At 61.4% G+C, this 19,181-nt stretch carries 20 protein-coding genes, 1 other RNA gene and 1 pseudogene; 7 read left to right on the plus strand and 15 right to left on the minus strand.

The genetic code is table 11. The annotated features are described in order from the left end of the window. Window positions 1–10: 10 nt before the first annotated feature. Window positions 11–388, plus strand: a complete 378-nt coding sequence (locus ACS4RR_RS06580; RefSeq protein WP_018072888.1) for a cell division protein ZapA — start codon at window positions 11–13, stop codon at window positions 386–388. Window positions 389–457: 69 nt separating this feature from the next. After that, window positions 458–616, plus strand: a non-coding RNA gene (ssrS, locus tag ACS4RR_RS06585) — 6S RNA. Window positions 617–800: 184 nt separating this feature from the next. Here ssrS and ACS4RR_RS06590 read toward each other — a convergent pair. From ACS4RR_RS06590 to ACS4RR_RS06605, 4 genes are all read right to left on the minus strand, one after another. Next, a complete protein-coding gene (locus tag ACS4RR_RS06590; protein ID WP_456189868.1) occupies window positions 801–2,288 on the minus strand; it encodes an esterase-like activity of phytase family protein in 1,488 nt (495 codons plus the stop codon). 247 nt (window positions 2,289–2,535) lie between these two features. Beyond that, window positions 2,536–3,519 carry an NAD-dependent epimerase/dehydratase family protein gene (locus tag ACS4RR_RS06595; protein ID WP_260109391.1) on the minus strand — a complete coding sequence of 328 codons (984 nt, stop codon included), beginning with the start codon at window positions 3,517–3,519 and terminating at the stop codon, window positions 2,536–2,538. Between the two features lie 97 nt (window positions 3,520–3,616). Further along, window positions 3,617–4,153 (minus strand): helix-turn-helix transcriptional regulator, encoded by a 537-nt coding sequence (locus tag ACS4RR_RS06600; RefSeq protein WP_260109390.1) that lies wholly within the window; start codon window positions 4,151–4,153, stop codon window positions 3,617–3,619. A gap of 76 nt (window positions 4,154–4,229) precedes the next feature. Further along, window positions 4,230–4,562: an ArsR/SmtB family transcription factor gene (locus ACS4RR_RS06605; protein WP_164563985.1), complete on the minus strand. Its 333-nt coding sequence runs from the start codon at window positions 4,560–4,562 to the stop codon at window positions 4,230–4,232. A 55-nt stretch (window positions 4,563–4,617) separates the two neighbouring features. Between ACS4RR_RS06605 and ACS4RR_RS06610 the strand changes: the two genes are divergently transcribed. The 3 genes from ACS4RR_RS06610 to ACS4RR_RS06620 all read left to right on the plus strand — a co-directional run bounded on the left by ACS4RR_RS06610 (window position 4,618) and on the right by ACS4RR_RS06620 (window position 8,655). After that, window positions 4,618–5,100 (plus strand): SRPBCC domain-containing protein, encoded by a 483-nt coding sequence (locus tag ACS4RR_RS06610; protein ID WP_260109389.1) that lies wholly within the window; start codon window positions 4,618–4,620, stop codon window positions 5,098–5,100. A gap of 135 nt (window positions 5,101–5,235) precedes the next feature. Continuing rightward, entirely contained in the window at window positions 5,236–6,267 is a 1,032-nt protein-coding gene (gnd, locus tag ACS4RR_RS06615) for a phosphogluconate dehydrogenase (NAD(+)-dependent, decarboxylating) (RefSeq protein WP_260109388.1), read from the plus strand. Between the two features lie 279 nt (window positions 6,268–6,546). Further along, window positions 6,547–8,655, plus strand: coding sequence for a mechanosensitive ion channel family protein (locus ACS4RR_RS06620; protein ID WP_456189869.1), 2,109 nt, complete (start codon window positions 6,547–6,549; stop codon window positions 8,653–8,655). Window positions 8,656–8,661: 6 nt separating this feature from the next. On the opposite strand, the gene ACS4RR_RS06625 is transcribed toward ACS4RR_RS06620, so the two are convergent. Continuing rightward, window positions 8,662–9,039 (minus strand): DoxX family protein, encoded by a 378-nt coding sequence (locus ACS4RR_RS06625; protein WP_456189870.1) that lies wholly within the window; start codon window positions 9,037–9,039, stop codon window positions 8,662–8,664. Window positions 9,040–9,276: 237 nt separating this feature from the next. Here ACS4RR_RS06625 and mprF point away from each other — a divergent pair, with 237 nt between their 5' ends. Further along, entirely contained in the window at window positions 9,277–11,880 is a 2,604-nt protein-coding gene (mprF, locus tag ACS4RR_RS06630) for a bifunctional lysylphosphatidylglycerol flippase/synthetase MprF (RefSeq protein ID WP_456189871.1), read from the plus strand. Beyond that, window positions 11,877–13,259, plus strand: coding sequence for a virulence factor family protein (locus tag ACS4RR_RS06635; protein ID WP_456189872.1), 1,383 nt, complete (start codon window positions 11,877–11,879; stop codon window positions 13,257–13,259). The genes mprF and ACS4RR_RS06635 overlap by 4 nt, the downstream gene beginning before the upstream one ends. Before the next feature lie 89 nt (window positions 13,260–13,348). On the opposite strand, the gene ACS4RR_RS06640 is transcribed toward ACS4RR_RS06635, so the two are convergent. From ACS4RR_RS06640 to ruvC, 10 genes and pseudogenes are all read right to left on the minus strand, one after another. Next, window positions 13,349–13,912, minus strand: coding sequence for a DinB family protein (locus tag ACS4RR_RS06640; protein WP_222384607.1), 564 nt, complete (start codon window positions 13,910–13,912; stop codon window positions 13,349–13,351). Between the two features lie 91 nt (window positions 13,913–14,003). Continuing rightward, a complete protein-coding gene (locus tag ACS4RR_RS06645) occupies window positions 14,004–14,516 on the minus strand; it encodes an NUDIX hydrolase (protein ID WP_260109386.1) in 513 nt (170 codons plus the stop codon). A gap of 7 nt (window positions 14,517–14,523) precedes the next feature. Continuing rightward, window positions 14,524–15,425: pseudogene (locus tag ACS4RR_RS06650) on the minus strand (metallophosphoesterase). Next, window positions 15,426–16,466 carry a Holliday junction branch migration DNA helicase RuvB gene (gene ruvB / locus ACS4RR_RS06655; RefSeq protein WP_017968121.1) on the minus strand — a complete coding sequence of 347 codons (1,041 nt, stop codon included), beginning with the start codon at window positions 16,464–16,466 and terminating at the stop codon, window positions 15,426–15,428. It abuts the pseudogene before it with no gap. Beyond that, entirely contained in the window at window positions 16,463–16,861 is a 399-nt protein-coding gene (locus ACS4RR_RS06660; RefSeq protein WP_017968120.1) for a type II toxin-antitoxin system VapC family toxin, read from the minus strand. The genes ruvB and ACS4RR_RS06660 overlap by 4 nt, the downstream gene beginning before the upstream one ends. Beyond that, window positions 16,858–17,118: an AbrB/MazE/SpoVT family DNA-binding domain-containing protein gene (locus ACS4RR_RS06665; RefSeq protein WP_222384610.1), complete on the minus strand. Its 261-nt coding sequence runs from the start codon at window positions 17,116–17,118 to the stop codon at window positions 16,858–16,860. The genes ACS4RR_RS06660 and ACS4RR_RS06665 overlap by 4 nt, the downstream gene beginning before the upstream one ends. 54 nt (window positions 17,119–17,172) lie before the next feature. Further along, on the minus strand, window positions 17,173–17,787 hold the full coding sequence (gene ruvA / locus ACS4RR_RS06670; protein WP_017968118.1) for a Holliday junction branch migration protein RuvA: 615 nt from the start codon (window positions 17,785–17,787) through the stop codon (window positions 17,173–17,175). A gap of 13 nt (window positions 17,788–17,800) precedes the next feature. Then, window positions 17,801–18,214 carry a type II toxin-antitoxin system VapC family toxin gene (locus ACS4RR_RS06675; protein ID WP_260109384.1) on the minus strand — a complete coding sequence of 138 codons (414 nt, stop codon included), beginning with the start codon at window positions 18,212–18,214 and terminating at the stop codon, window positions 17,801–17,803. Then, a complete protein-coding gene (locus tag ACS4RR_RS06680) occupies window positions 18,214–18,465 on the minus strand; it encodes an AbrB/MazE/SpoVT family DNA-binding domain-containing protein (RefSeq protein WP_017961997.1) in 252 nt (83 codons plus the stop codon). The genes ACS4RR_RS06675 and ACS4RR_RS06680 overlap by 1 nt, the downstream gene beginning before the upstream one ends. Before the next feature lie 57 nt (window positions 18,466–18,522). Further along, the gene (gene ruvC / locus ACS4RR_RS06685) at window positions 18,523–19,032 is read right to left on the minus strand and encodes a crossover junction endodeoxyribonuclease RuvC (RefSeq protein WP_260109383.1); all 510 of its coding nucleotides are present in this window, start codon (window positions 19,030–19,032) and stop codon (window positions 18,523–18,525) included. Between the last annotated feature and the right edge of the window lie 149 nt (window positions 19,033–19,181).

Here is a 19,181-nt window from a genome sequence, read left to right on the forward strand (position 1 = left end):
AGAGTTTGGCATGGCGCAGGTGACGGTAACGATCGACGGCAAGGCCTATCGCATGGCCTGCGAGGAAGGGCAGGAGGATCACCTGAGCGATCTCGCCACTCGTTTCGACAGCTATGTCGGCCATCTCAAGGGCCAGTTCGGGGAAATCGGCGATCTCAGGATCACTGTAATGGCCGGCATCATGGTCATGGACGAGATTGCCGAGCTGACGCGCCGCGTCGCCGGGCTGGAATCCGAGCTCGAGTCGCTGCGCGGCAACCGCGATACGGTGCTTGCAGCGACCGCCCGAACCGAAGAAAATCTTGCGGCAGCGCTGAGCGAGGTGTCGAGCCGAATCCGCGGCATCACCGACAAGTTGAATGGCCGGTCTGCTCCCGAACTCAATTGATCTCAATTAAATAGGGGCGGGCTTCCGTCGCCACTGGCGCGTCGGCGCAAACGACCTTATATATCGCCATGCGGTCTGCGCCTCTCGACAGGAACCACAATCCCTGGGGCCATACTCGATCCAAAGGGAGCTGTCCCTGGCCAGGCCCGTGGGCCTGGACACACGGCGCCCACCTACGTTTGTAGGCACCCAGGATCGTAAACATCCATCGGTGGTCGTGGATCGCACCTTTTCCTTTTTATCGTCGGCAGGAAACCCGGATTTGGCGGGCGAAGCGCGTCTACAGCGCCGCGCGTCTTTTCAGACGCGCAAAGGACGCTGTAACACTTTGAATGGCTGCATAATTTTGTCCTTAAATCGGTATCGATTTAACGAATTATGCAGCTTGCGCGTCCACCTTTTTGCGCGTCCGTTACTTCTTCAGGCCTGGAAAGGTGACCTGGAAGACCTGGAACATGGTGTCGACGTCGGCACCGCCATCCGCCTTGTAGGCGGCGCCCACCTGGAAACCATCCTGCGTCAAGAAGTCGTTGTCATTGGCGACGAACAGGAAGTAGTCGTCCGGCAGGTTCGGGTCGAGAACGCTCGCCAGACCCATGGCTTCCCATTTTTCCGATAGATTGTTCTTGTCGTTCGGTGCGCCGTTGTGCAGGCCGAAGCGGGCAAGCTCGACCTTGTCGTTGAGGTCGATGAAGGGCGTCGGCGTTGCCGGCGTCAGCGAGGGATCGACGACGCCTTTCGGCGCGATCGGCTTGCCGGCGTCGAAATCGCTGCCGGCGATGTCGGTCGCGGCGGAAACGTCGACGATACCGACCTTGCGGTAGAGCGAGGTGTCGCCTTTCAAACCCTGGCCGTTGCCGCTGTCGCGGGCGAGCATCAGGAAGGTCTTGTCGGACAGGGCGACGATTTCGCTCTCGGCGGCGATCGTCGTCTTGTCCTTGGCGTCCTTGAAGACCGGCAGCGACACGACATATTCGTGCACCAGTTTCAGGTGATCGGGATCGGTGGCGTCATAGATCATGGCGCGGGTATTCTGGCGGGTCGAGCTGGAATCGCCGCCGTCCTGGCGGGCGGCCGATTGCAGCACTGATATGATGAACTTACCATCAGGCGTCATCGACATACCTTCGAGACCCTGGTTGTTCTGGCGGCCAGTCTCCGGATCCTTCGGGTCCGGAGCGGATGCGCCGGGGCCGGGATTGTTGGAGGCAAAGCTCAGCGCGCCCTTGCGCATCGGCAAAAGTGCCTTCGGCGGCTGCGTGGCCGACAGCAGGTGGCCGTCGGCCGAAAAGTGGTAGATGTAAGGACCATATTCGTCGCTGACGAACATGGTGCCGTCAGCCATGCGGATGATGGCTTCATTGTCGAGTGCGATCTTGCCGTTTACCGCTTGCGGCAGCGGCGGAAAATCACCGGCAGCGGGGCGGACGCCGGATTCCGGGTCGAGACCAGTCATGTCGCCACCCTTGTCGTCGACGAAGAGCATGGAATCGACGAGCTTTGCGTCGACGCCAGACTGTTCCTTGCCGGCCCCGGGTGTCGCACCCGGAGCGGTCGGCTTCAAGCCGCTCGAGATGGTGTTCAGGCGCGGCCGGTAATCGGCGGTGCCGACGGCGTTGTAACCGCGATCGGGCAGCAGGTAGAGCGTGCCCTTGTAGCCGGCGCCGTCGCGGCTCCAGGCGGCGGGATCGACCGCCATGCCCGAGCCGGAACCAAAGGTCTCGCCGAATTTGTCACGCTGGTTGGCCGCAATGCGGCCAATGCCGACGAGGCCCTTGTTGACGAAGATGAGGCCACCGACGGTGGCGGAATTCTCGGCCATTGCGACGACTGGCAAGGCGGCGGATGCGGGTAGAACCGCGGCGAAGAGCCGCAATGCGTATGGTCTGACATTCTTCATGGAAATACCCTCTCGGTCAAAAGCGCTCTCGAAACGGCTTCCCGCCCGCAGGCTGGACACCGCTTCAAATGACACCCCCGCCTTGGATTCGATTTCCCGATGGCACAACACGCCCTGGAATTCTTCGCCCCATATCCCCGGCAGACGGTCTATGACGGGATCATGATATCTGGATGACGCTTTTCAGCGAAAAGGCCATGCCGGAGAGGATGTCGGGCTTTCGCATGGCCGCATTCCAGCTCGCGCTCTATCCGACCGGATAAGGCCCTTCGGCAAAGACCTCGTCGTGGTAGCCTTTAGAGCCGACGTCGAGTGCCAAGGGGCTTCGCCACTCCCTGTTGTCGCGCAGGCAGTCGAGCACGAAACGGAAGTCATATCGCGGCTGCCAGCCGAGTTCCCGTCTTGTGCGTTCGTTGACATAGACGCGGTCGAGCGCCGGAAACATCTTCCAGCCGCGTGATGCGTAGAGGGCGCCTGCATCCGGGAACAGTCGTTCGACGACGTGAGGCGCGTCGCGTCTGATCTCGGCGAGATCACTTGCCGAAAACGGCGTCGTGGCCGAGACGATGTAGCGGCCAAAGCCGATTGCCGGCGCCTTTTCGAGCGCCAGCAGATGGGCGGCGACCACGTCGCTGATATCGACGCGGCGGTGAAGAAGCTCGTTGGCCTGGGCATTCTCTGCCGAATAGCCGTTGCGAATGTCAGGATCGTCGTCGTTTTCGGGAAAGAAACGCAACGTCCTGAGAATGACCACCGGCAGGCCGGACTTGCGGGCGAAGAGTTCGCACAAGCCTTCGGCGGCGAGTTTCGTTATGCCGTAGATGTTTTTCGCGACGGGAAGCACGTCCTCGGTCACCCATGCCGCCGGTTCGCCGGCAGCCGGCGTCAATGCCGCACCGAAGGTGCTGGTGGTGCTGGTGAAGACGAAGCTTGCGACCTCCGCAGCGACCGCTTCCTCAAGCAGGTTGAGTGTGCCGGCGATATTGGTCTCGAGGAAATCGTAATTGCCGTGGGTCGCCACATGCGGCTTGTGCAGCGTCGCGGCATGGATGACGTGGCTGATGCCTGACATCGCCTGCCTGATGAAGGCGCGATCATTGATCGAGCCGACCATGTCGGTGAAAGCCGAGGGCTTGATATCGATGCCGCGCACCCAGCGGCTTTCCGCCCTCAAGGTCCGCATCAGCGCCTCGCCGAGATGGCCGGCACTTCCCGTCACCAGTATCGTCATCACATCGTCTCCTGACCCTTCGGCGGCGGACGCTATAAAGACTGAGGTTTCCAGACAACGCATAAATTATGCATGGGGATGCAGGAAAGCTTGAGGCTCAGCCGATGGTCGTGACAAGGCGGCCGGTGCTGCCGTCGGAAAGCATGATCCGTTCCCAGGTCACGCGGCCGGCGGCGATCGGCAGCAGCGCATTGCCGTTGGCGCCGGTATCGAGGGTCAGCGACGAGAGCCTGCCCGCATGCCAGCCGCGCTCCTCCAGCGACTGCTCGGCGGCGGCGATCTCGGCGGAGGCGTAGGAGAACAGAGAACGGCCGAGAAAGGCGCCGAGTGGCGCCCGCCACTCCGCTTGCCGCGGGCGAGAGGCGGATAGCAGCCGGTGGGTGCGGTCGCAGATCAGATGCACCGGCCGGACGGAATCCTCGATCAGTCGCTTCAGCGCTGCATCGACTGCTGCATGTCGGGGCGAGGCGAAAATCCGTTCCAGCTTGACGGCCTGTTCGGGCGACAGGCTGAGCTGATCGCGCTCCCAGCGCGAGACGGTCGCCTGGTTGACGCCGAGGAGTTCGGCGAGATGTCCCTGTTTCATGCTGCGCAGCAGGCGCATGCGGCGTATGCCGGCTCCCGATATCGTCATCTGTCTGATCCCGTGCCGTTTTGGCAGCATAAGGCTTCGACGGATCGGGCGGCAAGATGGTTTGACAGCCGGGTCATTATTCGGGCTGACCTTCCAGGTCGCCTTTCAGCCGGTCGAGGATAGAGAGCGCATGGCCGGCATAGGTGCTGATCCAGCGGTCATAGATGTGCTTGATCGGCAGGCTGTTCAGGTGGTTCCAGCGCTCGCGACCTTCCTTCCTGGCGATGACCAGGTCGGCCTCCTCCAGCACCTTCAGATGCTGCATCACCGTGCAGCGGTCCATCTCCGGAAACATCTCGCAAAGGTTCCCAGTGGTTCGGGGGCCATCCTTGAGCAGATCGAGGATGTCGCGGCGGCGATGATGCGCCAGCGCCTTGAAAACCGGGTCGTCGGTTGATTCGCTTGACATGTTATATTTTTATAACATAATGATGCCAGGCACAATGGAGAAGAGGAGAAGTATCATGTCTCTCGGAATCCGCGTTTCCGGCCGCATCGGCCGTCCCGTCGCAGAGGTGTTCGATGCCGTCGTCAATCCGAAGAAGCTCAGCAGCTATTTCACCACGATCGGTGGGGCGAGCGCGCCGCTCGTGACGGGCACGACGGTGACCTGGTGGAAGGATGCGCCAGTCGAGGTCGTCGAACTCGTGCCGGAAAGCCGCATCGTGCTGCGCTGGGATGGCGGCACTGGCGGGGACGAGGCAAGATACAAGACGCTGGTGGAGATGACCTTCAAGCCGCTGGAGGATGGCGGGACGCTGGTGACGATCGCCGAGACCGGCTGGCGCGAAGACGATGCCGGCCGGCGCGGCACCTATCTCAATTGCGAAGGCTGGACGCAGATGCTCTGCTGCATGAAGGCTTTCGTTGAATATGGCATCAATCTGCGCGAGGGCATGTTCCTCAGCGAAATGAAGGGTGAGCCGGCCAGCGCGCCGGACATTTGACGATACGTCGATCTCAGCGAGGTCGGCGGTGCAATCGTCGCATTCGCCGATATCACCGAGACTTTGCTTGCCTGTCACACTGCGGGTGCTAATTTCCGGAGTCGATACTTCATTTCGGTTTCCAGGAGATTCATTATGCAGCTTGGCATGGTTGGTTTGGGCCGCATGGGCAATTATATGGTCCAGCGCTTGATGCGGGGCGGTCACGAATGCGTCGTTTACGACGCCAGGCCGGAAAGCGTTGCCGAGCTCGCCGGCCTCGGCGCGATCGGCAGTGCTTCGCTCCAGGAGTTCGTCTCGAAGCTCAGCCATCCGCGCGCGATCTGGCTAATGCTGCCGGCAGCGATCGTCGACAAGGTGCTGGCGAGCCTGATGCCGCTGCTTGAGAATGGCGATATCGTCATCGACGGCGGCAACTCCTACTACCACGACGATATCCGCCGCGGCGCCGAACTCATCACCAAAGGTATCCATTATGTCGATGTCGGCACCAGCGGCGGCGTCTTCGGCCTCGAGCGCGGCTATTGCCTGATGATCGGCGGCGAGAAGGGTATTGTCGAGCATCTTTCCCCAATCTTCGCGACGTTGGCGCCCGGCGTCGGCAAGACGGAGGCCTCGCCGAACCGGAGCGCTGAAGCGGCTGCAGCCAGCACGGCGGAACAAGGCTATCTGCATTGCGGCCCGCATGGCGCCGGTCATTTCGTCAAGATGGTGCATAACGGCATCGAATACGGCCTGATGGCCGCCTACGCCGAAGGTATCAATATTCTGAAACATGCCAATATCGGCGCCGCCTCGCACGAGGCCGATGCGGAGACCGCGCCGCTCGCTCATCCGGAACATTTCCAATATGATTTCAACCTGCAGGATGTCGCCGAAGTCTGGCGCCGCGGCAGCGTCATTACCTCCTGGCTGCTCGATCTCACGGCCGATGCGCTGCATGCCGATCCCGCACTTTCGAAATATGCCGGCCGCGTCTCGGACAGCGGCGAAGGCCGCTGGACGATCATGGCGGCGATCGACGAAAGCGTGCCGACGCCGGTGCTGAGCGCTGCGCTCTACGGCCGCTTCTCCTCGCGCGATAACGACGAATTCGCCAACAAGGTACTGTCGGCGATGCGCGCGGGCTTTGGTGGCCACGTGGAAAAACCGGTCGCGAAATCCTAAAACAATAAAAAGCGCTACTGCGCCATGCGTCTAAAAAGACGCGTGGCGCAGTAGCGCACCCGCCGTCATAGCTGAGGCCGCCGTCCCCAAATTCAGGCCCTGAATTCAGGGACTGAATTTGGGCTCTGAATTTGAGATCGAAGGTCCCGCTGCTCCACCGCCTGCCTTCCCGATGATCTTCGCCTCCACCCTCCTTGCTGGCAGCATCGGTCGAGGCTATCGATGCTATCGAAAGACGTTGGCCTGCATCGGCGGTCGGCGGCCCATCGGAGGACGGCAATGAAGCGTGGCATGGCAGGGATCTCCAGGATCGCCATATTCTGCATAGTGGCGCTGTCGGCGCTTTTTTCGGCAGACTTGCCGGGTGCTGCGCAGATCTCACCTGCGGCTCCTGTTACGGCAGGTCCGCCGGCCGAGGTGCGTCAGATGATGGAACTGATGCAGACGCCTCAGGTCAACCAATGGATGTCGACGCAGATGACGGCGGCGCCCGCGAGCGATTCGGCGGCCGGCGACCAGATATCGGTCTTGTCGGGTCTGCTTCAGCATGCTCGCCGGCACGTCTCGATGGTCTCCGATGCGGCGATGATGCTGCCCTCACAGGTCGGCAATGCTTCTTCGCTGTTCTTCGGTGAAATCGCCGCCGCCGGTTGGCCGCGCATGGCGGCGCAGTTTCTGGCGATCTTCCTGCTCGGCACCATCGTCGAGCGCATCGCCCGCTATGCCTTTCGCCGCCGCCGCCAGGCGGCGCAGATGGCGGGCATGCATCTTGCCCCGCGCGTCATCCCGGCGCTGATCTTTGCCGTGGCGACGGCGCTTGCTCTTCTCAGCGTCAGCTGGCCGCCGGTCAGCCAGAGCATCGCGATCGTTTGCGTTGTCGCGCTCGTGGTCCAGCGCTTCACGATTTGCCTCGGAGGCGTCCTGGTTGATCTCATCGGGTTGGCGCGGATGGAGGAGGAACGGCAGGGTGTCACCGCTGCGATCATGCCGGCGCGCGCGGTTGCATTCTTCTGGTATCGACGCTGTGCGACTTTCGTCATCTATTTCATTTTCGGCTGGGCGGTGATCCAGTCGATGGAGCCGCTCGGCTATTCCTCGAGCGTGCGGCTCCTCGTCGGCTATATCCTGGGCATCGGCCTGCTGCTGATCGCGATCGCGGCGGTCTGGTCGCGGCCGCACAAGGACGAGAAGCGCGGCCACGGGACCTCCTGGGCGCTTACCGTCTATTTCCTGGTGCTCTGGAGCCTCTGGGTCGCAGGCTTCAACTGGCTGCTTTGGCTCGGCGTCTATGTGCTGTTGCTGCCGCGCGTGCTCGCCGTCTCGACGATTGCGGTAAAATCGCTGCAGCAGACCGAAGCGAGCTTCCTTGCTACGCGCCGCATTGCAGCCGTGCTGCTTGACCGGGGTGTGCGGGCGCTGATCATTGCCGTCGCCGCCGTCTGGCTTGGGCATATGCTCGGCGTCGGTGCCGATACGATGGCCGCCGGCGAAACGATGATCGACAAGATCGCGCGCGGCGTGATCGGCGGCATCGTCATCCTGCTTGCCGCCGATCTGCTCTGGCATGTCATCAAGGCCTATATCGAGGGCAAGCTGCTCGATTCATCCGTGGATGGCGGAGCAACGGATGAAGAGAAGGCCAAACGCGCGCGGATACAGACGCTGTTGCCGATCTTCCGCAATATTCTCGCCGTCGTGATCGCCGTCATTGCTGCTCTGATGGTGCTCTCCGGCCTCGGTATCGAGATCGGGCCGCTGATCGCCGGCGCCGGTGTCGTCGGCGTCGCGGTCGGCTTCGGCGCTCAGACGATCGTCAAGGACGTCATCAGCGGCATGTTCTATCTCTGGGACGATGCCTTCCGCATTGGCGAATATATCGAAAGCGGCAGCCATAAGGGCGTAGTCGAGGCCTTCAGCCTGCGCTCGGTGAAGCTCAGACATCATCGCGGGCCGCTGACGACGGTGCCGTTCGGTGAACTCGGCGCAGTGAAAAACCTCAATCGCGACTGGACGATCGACAAGATCAGCCTCAACGTCAAATACGACACAGATCTCGTCAAGGCGAAGAAGGTGATCAAGCAGATCGGCCAGACGCTGCTCGAAAATCCGGAATTCGGTCCTCATATCATCGAGACCCTGAAGATGAAGGGTGTCGAGCAGTTCGGCGAATTCGCCATCGAAATCCGGCTGTCGATGATGACGAAGCCAGGCGAGCAATTCGTCATCCGCCGCAATGCGCTGGCGATGATCCGCAATGCCTTCCAGGAAAACGGTATCGAATTTGCCGTGCCGACGGTGCAGGTGGCGGGCGACCGCGACGCGGAGGTGGATGCTGCCGTCGCGCGCTACGCCGCGCATGCGCGAGCGGGCGGCGAGCCGGCGGCATGAACCGCCTCACATGGCGCCGGCGGCTGCGATCAGCAGGCCGCCAATGATCGCCATGTTGGTTTTCCAGGTATTGATCGCGCTGTCGCGCGCCGTTCCCTGCATGTCCCAGAAATTCAGCAGCATGATGGTGGCCGCCAGCGTGAAGACGATGAGACCGAATGCCGCTGCCGTGACGAAAAGGCCGAGCATCAGCAGGATGCTGGCGACGATCTGGAACAGGCTGCCCATGACTAGCACTCCTTTCGCAAAAGGAATGGCGCGGGCTTCGATCGCGTCGGTCAGCGGCACGATAACGAAAAAATGATGAATGCCGCCAGCGACATAGAGGCCGCCCAGCAGCAGACGTCCGAGGGCAAGCATCACAAAGGCCGAACCATCCTGCATATCGAACCGTTCTCCCGCCTCTCACATCTCCGTCGAGGGCAAGGCTCTGCCGAAGCTTACGAAAATGCAATGTGCGGAGACCCCCGCCTGCGCAAATTCGCCCCAATTGAGGATGATTGAGGCGCAGGCGGCGGGGCTGGGGTAGCGGCGGCATGGCTTCATAGAGCTTATATGCCTCTCATGTTACATCATCTGAAATGATTCCCGCCAAGCTGGCAGTTGCAGCAGGGTACGAGAATGTCGGGGCACGGCAATTTGGAAGAGATGGAAGAAGCGGACGGTTTTTCTTTTGGCGGGCTTTTCAGGCGTTACAGAACGCCTTTGCTGGCAGCCGCGTCACTGGTGGCTTTCTGCCTCGTCGGTTACGCGATCGTGCAGCTCACCAACGAGGTGCGCTATGACGACGTCGTCGGTGCGCTGGCGGCGACCAGGCCGAGCGCGATCCTGCTTGCTCTGTTCTTTACGGCGCTCAGTTTCATCTCGCTGATCTTCTACGATCTCAACGCCATCGAGTACATCGGCAAGAAGCTGCCCTTTCCGCATGTGGCGCTGACAGCGTTCAGCGCCTATGCCGTCGGCAACACCGCCGGTTTCGGCGCGCTTTCGGGCGGCGCGATCCGCTACCGTGCCTATACGCGCCTCGGGCTCTCGCCGGAGGATATCGGCCGCATCATCGCCTTCGTCACCCTGTCCTTCGGATTGGGGCTTGCGGGCGTCGCGGCAATCGCCCTCATCGTCATCGCCGACGAGATCGGCCCGCTCGTTAGCGTCAGCCCATTCCTTCTGCGGATAATCGCCGGTTCGATCGTCGCCATTCTGGCCGCGGTGATGATCATCGGCCGCGAGGGGCGTGTGCTCGATCTCGGGCCTGTGGCAATCCGCCTGCCGGATCTGCGCACCTGGTCGCGCCAGTTCCTCGTCACCGCCTTCGATATCGCCGCCTCGGCGTCCGTACTCTACGTGCTGCTGCCGCAGACGGCGATCGGCTGGCCGGTCTTCCTCGCCGTCTATGCGATCGCCGTTGGTCTCGGCGTGCTCAGCCATGTGCCGGCCGGGCTCGGCGTGTTCGAGACCGTGATCATCGCCTCGCTCGGCAGTGCTGTGAACATCGATGCCGTGCTCGGATCGCTGGTGCTCTACCGGCTGATCTATCATGTGCTGCCGCTGCTGATCGCGGTGCTCGCGGTCTCGGCGGCGGAGCTGCGTCGTTTCGTCGACCATCCGGCCGCCTCCAGCATGCGGCGCATCGGCGGACGGCTGATGCCGCAGCTGCTGTCGGCTCTCGCGCTGCTGCTCGGCGTCATGCTGGTATTTTCGAGCGTCACGCCGACGCCTGACCAAAATCTCGAATTCCTCTCCAACTATCTGCCGCTGCCGATGGTCGAAGGCGCGCATTTCCTCTCCAGCCTGCTGGGGCTGGCACTCGTCGTCGCCGCGCGCGGCCTCGGCCAGCGGCTCGACGGCGCCTGGTGGGTGGCCGTGTTCTCGGCGCTTGCCGCGTTGACTTTGTCGCTGCTGAAGGCGATCGCGCTGGTCGAAGCCGCTTTTCTCGCCTTCCTCATCTTCGGGCTTTTCGTCAGCCGCCGGCTCTTTAGCCGACAGGCCTCGCTGCTCAACCAAGCGCTGACGGCGTCCTGGCTGATGGCGATCGCCGTCATCGTCGTCGGCGCCGTCGTCATCCTGCTTTTCGTCTATCGCGACGTCGAATACAGCAACCAGCTCTGGTGGCAGTTCGAGTTCACCGCCGAAGCGCCGCGGGGCTTGCGCGCCGTGCTCGGCATTACCATCATCTCGTCGGCGATCGCCGTCTTCAGCCTGCTCCGACCGGCGACCTTCCGGCCGGAACCGGCGACGGACGAGGCGCTGGCGCGCGCCGTCGAGATCGTCATGAAGCAGGGCAATGCCGACGCCAATCTGGTGCGGATGGGCGACAAGAGCATCATGTTCTCGGAAAAGGGCGACGCCTTCATCATGTATGGTCGGCAGGGCCGCTCCTGGATCGCGCTGTTCGATCCGGTCGGCAACCATCGCGCCGTGCAGGAACTCGTCTGGCGATTCGTCGAAGCGGCGCGTGCCGCCGGCTGCCGTGCCGTGTTCTACCAGATCTCGCCGGCGCTGCTATCCCATTGCGCCGATGCCGGCCTTCGCGCCTTCAAGCTCGGCGAACTAGCGGTGGCCGATCTCCGGACTTTCGAGATGAAGGGCGGCAAATGGGCGAACCTTCGCCAGACCGCAAGCCGCGCCCAGCGCGACGGGCTGGAATTCGCCGTGGTCCAACCAGAGGACGTGCCTGATATCATCGACGATCTCGCCGCCGTCTCCACGGCTTGGCTGGAAGACCACAATGCCAAGGAAAAGAGCTTCTCGCTGGGCTCCTTCGATCCCGATTACGTCTCCTCGCAGCCCGTCGGCATTCTGAAGAAGGACGGCAAGATCGTCGCCTTCGCCAACATCCTCATCACCGAATCCAAAGAGGAGGGCACGATCGATCTCATGCGCTTCTCGCCGGCCGCGCCGAAGGGATCGATGGATTTTCTTTTCGTGCAGATCATGGAATATCTGCGCGGCGAGGGTTTTGCCCATTTCAATCTCGGCATGGCGCCTCTTTCCGGCATGTCGAAACGCGAGGCTGCGCCCGTCTGGGACCGCATCGGCAGCACCGTCTTCGAACACGGCGAGCGCTTCTATAACTTCAAAGGCCTTCGGGCATTCAAATCCAAGTTTCATCCGCACTGGCAACCGCGCTATCTTGCGGTCTCCGGAGGGGGCAATCCGATGATCGCGTTGATGGACGCGACATTGCTGATTGGGGGCGGATTGAAAGGGGTAGTGAGAAAATGATCAGGACAATCCTTCTTGCCACGGCATGCGCCTGCATGCTCGCGGCCGCACCGGCTGATGCCGCCGAGGAGACCACGCAGACCTTCGAAACCGGGCTTATCCCGTCGCCGCACATCTTCCTGCCGGAAGGGGAGGTGAAGGGCACGGTGACGCTGATCTCGGATGCCGCCGGCTGGGGCGACTATGAGAAGGCCGAAGCCGACAGGTTGGTCGCCGAAGGCGCCGTCGTCATCGGCATCGATTTTCCATCCTATATCCAGGCGCTTAGCCGGTACGACGTCAGCCTCAACGATGGCTGCGTCTACATGGTCTCGGACATCGAATCGCTGAGCCAGCAGGTGCAGCGCGCGACCGGCAACAACGCCTATCACCTGCCGATCGTCGCCGGCATCGGCGAGGGCGGGGCCTTAGCGCTGGCGATCGCCGCGCAAACGCCGGATGCGACGATCGGCCAGACACTTGCCGTTAATCCGGTCGCCGGCATTCCGCTTGCCAAGGAGCTTTGCACGCCGGCGTCCAAGCAGGTCGTTGGCGAACGCACAGTCTATGGCCTCAGCGACGGGATCTTGCCGGACCCGATCATTACTGTCTTCACGCCTGATGCCAACAAGGATGGCCGGGCGCACGCCGAGGCGCTGAAGAAGGCCCATGCCGCGATCGAGATCCGCGATTCCGCCGACGATGCGCAGACGGCGTTTGCCGATACGCTCGACGATCTCGTCACCGCCTCCGGCGCCTTCGGCAACCCGCTCGGCCTGCCGCTGGCGGTGCTCGAGGCAACGCCGGCCTTCGATACGATGGCTGTGATCTATTCCGGCGACGGCGGCTGGCGCGACATCGACAAGGAGGTCGGTGGCACGCTGCAGAAGGAAGGCATTCCGGTCGTCGGCGTCGATCTGCTCCACTATTTCTGGTCGGAGCGCAAGCCGGAGGAGACCGCCGCCGATCTTTCGAAGATCATCGATTTCTACCGCAAGCAATGGAAGGTGAAGCATGTGCTGCTCGTCGGTTATTCCTTCGGTGCTGATGTCGTACCCGCCACCTACCAGCTCCTCAAGCCAGCCGAAAAGTCGACGGTGGCGCAATTGTCGCTGCTGTCGCTTTCGCACCAAGTTGACTACGTCATCTCTGTTCTCGGCTGGCTCGGCCAGAAGACGGAAGGGGCGGGAGGCGATCCCGTCGGCGATCTGAAGAACATCGATCCGAAGCTCGTGCAATGCATCTACGGCAAGGACGACGATGACGATGTCGCCTGTCCGGCGCTGAAGGACAGCGGCGCCGAGGTGATCGAGCTGCCCGGCGACCATCATTTCGACGAGAATTACGACCTTCTCACCAAGACGATCATCGACGGGCTGAAGAGACGGCTGCAGGATTAGAGCATGATGCCGAACACCGTACAGCGGTTTCGGACCACGACAGGCATCAGATAAAGACTTAAAGCGTGCCACGCGTCCTGCAGGACGCGCTAACGCATCAGTGTTTCTTCGCTCCAGCCGAGCGCTGCGAGTTCGCTGCCGCGGAACCTGGCATCGTCGGCAACGATGAATTCATCGAGTTGCGGCGGAGCGACGCTGGTGCCGGAGAGCATCGCATGCACCTGTCCGCGATGATGGGTCTGATGCTGGAAGAGGTGGCCGAGCACGTCGTCCATCCGCTCTTCTTGAATGCGGTCGCCGCGATGGAGGCCGATGGTCGAGGTGAGCCTCTCCGGCGTCAGGGCCTCGCAAAGTGTCACCAGGCGCTGATCGACCTTCGCCTGGGCTTCTGCCAGCGGGAAGACGTCATCGAATGGTTCGTCGATCACAAAGGCCTTGAGCCCGAGCGTGCCGCCTTCCAAGCCGTCGACATAGAACCAGTCGACCGTGATGATATGGTTCAAGGTTTCCTTGATCGAGGGAAAGAAGCTTGTGCGTGGCGCTTCGAATTCGCCAAGCTTCAATGTCGCGCAGGTCCGAAGCAGCCGGCGGTTGGCAAGGGTGTTGTTATAGGCAAGTTTGCGGAATGGCCTGACAGGATCGAAGGTCGGCATCGGCGCATCTCCTCTTTAAGCGCTTTTGGCTACAGCTCCGGGCGCCTTTTGAGGCGCGCAACGGGCGCTGTAACGCCTTGCATTGCTTGCGTCAGTCTTTGCCGTCGAGATCGCCGTCCCGCCAGACGAGATGACGTGGCGAAACGGGAAGGGTTTCGATTTCATCGGCGATGAAATACGGCGGGATGTCGAGTGCGATCAGGGCATGGCGCGTTGCCGGCACCCATTTGAATTCGAGATGGTTGTCGTCGTCCTCGACCCGATGGATGATCTCGCCCGGCCGGAAGGGGAATTTCGGCGGGATGTCCATCAGATAATAGAAGCCGAGTTCGTGCCAATCGCGCTGTTCGTAGCGGAAGAAATTCTCGACGATCCACAGCAGGCGACGGACGGTCACCTCGACGCCCAGTTCCTCCACCATCTCGCGCTTCAGTGTCTCTTCCGACGTTTCGCCGATCTCCACCCGACCGCCCGGAAAAGTCCAGAAGGGCTCGTGTACGGCGCGATGAACGAGCACATGGCCATCGCGAAAACCGAGGCCGGCGATGCGATAGTTGAAACGCCGACCGCCTGCATTCAGGCGGATGTGAATGCGCTTGGTCATGCCATTCTTATCCAAAATCGATCACGACAATTTCCGGCGGCACGCCGAAGCGCACCGGTGCAATGGAGCAGCCAAGGCCGCCGGAAACGATGATATTACGCTCCTCTTCAACGATATGGCCATAGGCGTAGCGATTGCCGTAGCGCGAGGGCACGATCGGCGAACGGCCGAGGAAACGGATCTGTCCGCCATGGGTGTGGCCCGATAGCGTCAGCGAGACGCGCTCGGGCACGCGCGGAAAGATATCGGGCTCATGAGCGAGCAGGATGACGGGCGCATCGTCCGTGTCTGCGCCATCGTTCCCTCGAGATCGTCGAGGCCGAGCATCTGCGTGCGGCCCCACTTCCGGCCCGGCAGCAGCGCCAGCTGATCTTCGAGGCCTGCGAGCCAAAAGCGGCGGCCATCCTTTTCGAGCCGAACGGCGCGGTTGCCATAGACCGGGATGCCGACGTCCGCGAGAGCCCGGTGTCCGAATGTTTCCATCCCGCCGTTCTTCTGGGCGGTCCTGTCCTCCCACCAATCGTGGTTGCCCATAATCGCGTGGACGCCGAGAGGGGCCTGCAAGGTGGCGAGCGCCTTCGACCATTGGCTCGAATGCACGTACTGCGTCACCATGTTCATGCCGGCGGCGTAATCGCCAAGCAGGACGGTGACGTCGCCTTCGAGTTCATTCGCCCTGTGGCAGATCGCGGCAATGCGGCTTGCCGACATCCAGGGTTCGCAGGCATGGAGATCGGCGAGCGCAACGACGCGCAGCTTGAGCCCGGGCGTCCATCCGGGCGGCGTCAGCCGGTAGCGGGTGATGGCGAGCCGCGCGAGCGGTTCATAGGCGAAGGCATAACCACCGAGCGACATGACGCCTGCGATACCGCCGCCCAGAACCTTGAAAAATCCGCGGCGGGTGATCACTCAGTTGTCCTCCTGGAACAGCCGGAACTGCGCAGCCTCCATATCCTTGGGCGGTTGCATTCCCAGATGTTTCCACGCGATTGCGGTCAGAACACGGCCGCGTGGCGTGCGCTGAATAAAACCCTGTTGGATCATATAGGGCTCGATGATGTCCTCGATCGCGTCGCGCGGCTCGGAAAGGCCGGCGGCGATGGTTTCGATGCCGACCGGGCCACCGCCGAAATTGACGGCGATCATGTTGAGGTAACGTTTGTCGAGCTGGTCGAAGCCGACATTGTCGACCAGCAGGCGGGTCAGCGCTTCGTCGGCGATCTCGCGGGTGACGGCTTCTGCCCTTGCCACCTCGGCAAAGTCGCGCACGCGCCGCAGAAGCCGGCCGGCGATGCGCGGAGTGCCGCGGGCGCGTCTTGCAATCTCGCGGGCGCCCTCCTCGGTGATCGGCAGGTTCATCAGCCGCGCGCCACGGCGCACGATCAGTTCCAGCTCCTCGACGGTGTAGAAGCTCAGGCGCACCGGAATGCCGAAACGGTCGCGCAACGGCGTCGTCAACAGGCCGAGGCGGGTGGTGGCCGCCACCAGCGTGAATTTCGACAGGTCGATCTTCACCGAGCGAGCGGCAGGGCCTTCCCCGATGATCAGGTCGAGCTGGAAATCTTCCATGGCCGGATAGAGGATTTCCTCGACGGCGGGGTTGAGGCGATGGATCTCGTCGATGAAGAGCACATCACGCTCCTCGAGATTGGTGAGCAGGGCAGCGAGATCGCCGGCCTTGGCGATAACAGGGCCGGAGGTCGAGCGAAAGTTGACGCCGAGTTCTTTGGCCATGATCTGCGCCAGCGTGGTCTTGCCGAGGCCGGGCGGGCCGACGAAGAGCACATGGTCCAGCGCTTCGCCGCGGTTTTTCGCCGCCTCGATGAAGACCTTGAGATTGGCGCGCGCCTCCGCCTGGCCGGTGAACTCGTCCAGCGATTGCGGGCGCAACGTGATATCAAGGTCTTCGCCCCGCTTTTCGGGCGAAATCAGGCGGGCGGATTCGCTCATGTCAAAAGTTCCATTCCAGGTATGGTTTTTGCGGCTTGGGCATCGAATGTCCTGGTTGTCACGCAACCCGCATCACGATTACGAAGGGCGATGAAGACATCTGCGAATTCTGCATTCGTCCGCACCATGATTGCGAGCGTCTCCTCGACTACTCTTTCATCTTCAAGGATCAGGTCGGCCGAGTCCAACAAGTCCGAAATCGCCTCCATGATCTGTTCTCTCTTCAGCTTGATCCGTTGTCTCAAGAACCACGCGCATTCCATCAGCGTGATGCAACTGATATAGCCGGGTGCCGTATCGGACAGGCTCGCGAAGAGGGTTGTGACCTTCTCCGTCTGGACGACATCGTCCTTCAGGAGGAAGCGCAGCATAATATTGGTGTCGAGGCCAATCATCTTGCACTGGTCACGTGATCGGCGATGGCTTCCCCAACCGCCTCGTCCATTTGCGTCAAAGTAATCGTCGGTCGGTTCGGATCGTGAAACTTGCCTGCCAGGTCGATGGCGCGTTTGTTCTTGGCTTTCATGATGATTTCGCCATCGCGGTTGATGTAGCGGATCCTGTCGCCGGACTTCAGATTCAGCAATTCACGAACTTCAGCCGGAATTGTAGTCTGGCCCTTCGATGTCATCGTACCGTAGTAGATATTCATGCGCATCTCCTTACCATTCGAGTTTAGTAAGGAATTGCGATATATTCAAGGAGATCAACGCGCCAACTCCTTCAATCCCAGCCTGATCAGCTTGGCGCTGTCGGCGCCGTCGCCTGCAGTCTTCATTGCTGCGGCAATCGCATTCGCCGCCTGGTCTCTGCTGTAGCCGAGGTTGGTCAGCGCGGAAACCGCGTCGGCGACAGGCGCGGCCGCGACCCCTTCGCCGAGTTCCTGCTTGAGGGCGATATTGATCGCTTCGCCGGCAAAGGCCGGCGCCCGATTCTTGAGCTCGGTGACGAGGCGCATCGCCACTTTCGGGCCGACGCCCGGCGCACGCGAGACCGCGGCGCGGTCCTGCAGGGCGATTGCATTGGCAAGTTCGCCTGGCGTCAGCGTCGAGAGCACGGCGAGCGCCACCTTGGCGCCGACGCCCTGGACGCTCTGGAGCAGGTTGAACCATTCCCGCTCCAGCGCCGTCATGAAACCGAAGAGCTTCAACTGGTCCTCGCGCACATAGGTCTCGATGAAGAGCACGCAGGCCTCGCCGGCCGAGCCGAGCTTGGACAGGGTGCGGGCCGAGCAATGGGCGACGTAGCAAACGCCGTGCACGTCGACGAGCACATAGTCTTCGCCGATCTCGTCTATGGTGCCTTTCAGCTTGCCGATCATGGGTCGCGGTCTCTCAAGGATGCGTTTCGGGGGTTATAAGGTCAACGGAGGGGAAATAGGAGCGGTATCCGCTGGGATCGCGGGTCAAAATTCTGTAGCCCCTTATTGCCGCATGCGCGCCGATGAAGAAATCGGGCAAGATCCGTTCGCGCCCACCGCCGGCGCGACGGTAAAGCCGGAAGGCCGCAGCAGCGGCGAATGCAGCCGGCCAAGGCAGATTCTCGCGGCGGAATTCATCCTGCGGCAGCAGTCGATCGACTTCGTCCACGTCGTCGTACCGAACGGAAAATTCGGAATAGACGATCGGGTTTATGAGGACAGGACCGTCTTTGAAGACGTCAAGCATCCTTCGACGCGACCAACCGTGCCAGTCCGAACCGACCACGGCCAGATCGACAAGTATATTCGTATCGATCAGTGTGGCCATCAGCGATCACGGGTCATCGACATAAGGTCTTCGGCATCGATCTCCTGATCGCCAGTGCCCTCGAGGCGACGGATCGTCTGTATGAAACGATCCAGGCGACCCCGATCCTCGATCTCCTGCTTGCCGTTCTTTGGCGAGAGAACGAGCTTGCCGCCCTCTATCGAGAAAATGACCTCGCTATTGGCCTCGATGCCGACAAGTTCCCTGAGATCACGAGGAATGGTGACCTGCCCTTTGGACGTAACTCGCATCTTGTTGCTCCTTCATAGTAAGAATTATCCTTACCAATGGAACAAGTCAAGAACAAGCTATCCGGCCAATGCCTGCCGCATTCGGTTGCTGCTACGATTATGCGCGTGGCAGATGGCGATCGCCAGGGCGTCGGCGGCGTCGTTGCCCTTGAATTCGACCTTCGGCATCAGGATCTTCAACATCATGTGGATCTGCTGCTTTTCGCCATGGCCGACGCCGATGACGGCCTTCTTCACGGCGTTCGGGGCATATTCGGAGACCGGCAGCCCGGCGCGCGCCGGTACCAGCATGGCAATGCCGCGGGCCTGACCAAGCTTCAGGGTCGCCACCGCATCCTTGTTGACGAAGGTCTGTTCGACGGCGGCCTCGTCCGGCTTGTAACTGTGGACGATCTCCGCCAGGCCGTCGTGCAATTGGCAAAGGCGGGAGGCAAGGTCCATGTCGCCATCGGAGGTCACGGTTCCGGACGCCACAAACCGCAGGGAATTGCCTGATGTCTCGATGATTCCCCAGCCGGTGCGTCGAAGCCCAGGATCGATGCCGACGATGCGAATCGTGTTTTGCATGGTTCAACCTATAGCGATTGCGAAATAACTGCCATCGATATGTGAACAAAACAAAAACATTCCCGGATTTCGGCCCTGTCATTTACCGCGAATTAAAACAGATGCCTGAATTCTAGTCATCGAATACGAGAGGGGCTTCTCTTCGCGAA

It is taken from the genome of Rhizobium zaerense, from assembly GCF_051810725.1.
Taxonomy (GTDB): Bacteria; Pseudomonadota; Alphaproteobacteria; order Rhizobiales; family Rhizobiaceae; genus Rhizobium; species Rhizobium leguminosarum_I.